The sequence below is a fragment of the Fulverythrobacter fulvus genome (assembly GCF_037154085.1).
GTDB lineage: Bacteria > Pseudomonadota > Alphaproteobacteria > Sphingomonadales > Sphingomonadaceae > Andeanibacterium > Andeanibacterium fulvum.
On the sequence record NZ_JBANRM010000011.1, the window covers coordinates 1 to 2,500 of the forward strand.

Annotated in this window: 1 tRNA gene and 2 rRNA genes (1 of these 3 cut by a window edge); all 3 read right to left on the minus strand. The window is 54.7% G+C overall.

The window, feature by feature from the left end:
- Positions 1-62 precede the first annotated feature (62 nt).
- A tRNA-Met gene (locus WFP36_RS16775) sits at positions 63-139 on the minus strand.
- 112 nt (positions 140-251) lie between these two features.
- Positions 252-366, minus strand: a 5S ribosomal RNA gene (gene rrf, locus WFP36_RS16780).
- Between the two features lie 112 nt (positions 367-478).
- A 23S ribosomal RNA gene (locus WFP36_RS16785) occupies positions 479-2,500 on the minus strand; it runs 770 nt beyond the window's last position.

Below are 2,500 nucleotides of genomic sequence, written 5' to 3' on the forward strand. Positions count from 1 at the left end.
AAGCACGCACGCTATCGGATATAGCTGCGCTTGGTGTTGTATGGGTGTTTGGTATTGAGAGTTGGTTGCGGGGGTAGGATTTGAACCTACGACCTTCAGGTTATGAGCCTGACGAGCTACCGGACTGCTCCACCCCGCGTCACCTGTTTTGCGTTTAGGGCACGTGAGCCAAAAACGCCAAAAGGGCTGCCCGTTAGGGTCAGCCCTTTGACTTGTGAATGGGTTTTTTCCGTGCGCACGTCGGCTGCAATGCCTGGCGACGACCTACTCTTCCAACGCTTGAGCGTTAGTACCATCGGCGCGGTCTGGTTTCACGGCCGAGTTCGAGATGGGATCGGGTGGGTCACAGACGCTATGGTCACCAAGCAATGAAGCCGGCGTGTCACGGTTTTAATCGATGCCTTTAAGGGCGTATCTGGCTGATTGTCCTCCGCCATCGCGGACGGCCTTTTCAGGGCTGTCATTGATGGTGGGATTCATCAAGCATGATCAGAGTTATTAGGACCGGTTAGCTCCACACATTACTGCGCTTCCACACCCGGCCTATCAACGTGATGGTCTATCACGACTCGAAGATACCTAATCTTGAGGGAGGCTTCCCGCTTAGATGCTTTCAGCGGTTATCCCGTCCATGCATAGCTACCCTGCTGCGCTCCTGGCGGAACGACAGGTACACCAGAGGCATGTTCACCCCGGTCCTCTCGTACTAGGGGCAACTCCTCTCAAGTATCGACGCCCACGGCAGATAGGGACCAAACTGTCTCGCGACGTTCTGAACCCAGCTCACGTACCACTTTAATTGGCGAACAGCCAAACCCTTGGGACCTGCTCCAGCCCCAGGATGTGATGAGCCGACATCGAGGTGCCAAACGATTCCGTCGATATGAGCTCTTGGGAATCATCAGCCTGTTATCCCCGGCGTACCTTTTATCCGTTGAGCGATGGCCCTTCCACGAGGGACCACCGGATCACTATGACCGACTTTCGTCTCTGCTCGACTCGTCAGTCTCGCAGTCAGGCAGGCTTATGCCATTGCACTCTCGCAGACGGTTTCCAACCGTCCTGAGCCTACCATCGCGCGCCTCCGTTACTCTTTAGGAGGCGACCGCCCCAGTCAAACTACCCGCCACAGAGGGTCCCCGAACCGGATAACGGTTCTGGGTTAGACATCAAAAAACAACAGGGTGGTATTTCACCTATGGCTCCACACCAGCTGGCGCCGGTGCTTCAAAGCCTCCCACCTATGCTACACAGTTCTTTCCTAATGCCACTCTGAAGCTGCAGTAAAGGTGCACGGGGTCTTTCCGTCTAACCGCGGGTACTCCGCATCTTCACGGAGAATTCAATTTCGCTGAGCATATCCTGGAGACAGTGGGGAAGTCGTTACGCCATTCGTGCAGGTCGGAACTTACCCGACAAGGAATTTCGCTACCTTAGGACCGTTATAGTTACGGCCGCCGTTTACCGGGGCTTCAATTCGGAGCTTGCACTCCTCCTCTTAACCTTCCGGCACCGGGCAGGCGTCAGACCCTATACATCGTCTTGAAGCCGACTTAGCAGAGTCCTGTGTTTTTGCTAAACAGTCGCTACCCCCTGGCCTGTGCCCCCCACAAATGCTTGCGCATAAATGGGGCCTCCATCTTCCGAAGGTACGGAGGCAATTTGCCGAGTTCCTTCAGGATACTTCTCTCAAGCGCCTTGGTATACTCTACCTGACCACCTGTGTCGGTTTCGGGTACGGTCTATACGGTGGGGCTATTTCCTGGAACCACTTGGCAGCCCGACCAATCCGATAAGGTCGAACTACGTCCGCGATCCGTCACACACCACCAGGCCCACGAATATTAACGTGGTTCCCATCGACTACCCCCTTCGGGCTCGTCTTAGGGGCCGGCTTACCCTGCGCCGATTAGCGTTGCGCAGGAACCCTTGGTCTTTCGGCGAGAGGGCATCTCACCCTCTTTGTCGCTACTCATGTCAGCATTCGCACTTCCGATACGTCCACGACCCATTACCAGATCGCTTCACTCGCTTACGGAACGCTCCGCTACCGCTCAGTCAAAGACTGAACCCTAAGCTTCGGTGCATACCTTTAGCCCCGTTACATCTTCGCCGCAGGAACCCTTATTTAGACCAGTGAGCTGTTACGCTTTCTTTAAAGGATGGCTGCTTCTAAGCCAACCTCCTGGTTGTTTTGGGATTCCCACATGCTTTCCCACTTAGGTATGACTTGGGGACCTTAGCTGTAGGTTAGGGCTGTTTCCCTTTTGACGACGGACCTTAGCACCCGCCGTCTGTCTGCCGGACTAGACTCGATGGTATTCGGAGTTTGGTTAGGTTTGGTACAGCTCGCGCCGCCCTAGCCCATCCAGTGCTCTACCCCCATCGGCAAATATCCGACGCTCTACCTCAATAGATTTCGCGGAGAACCAGCTATTTCCCGGTTTGATTGGCCTTTCACCCCTAAACACAACTCATCCGAGCATTTTTCAACATGCAA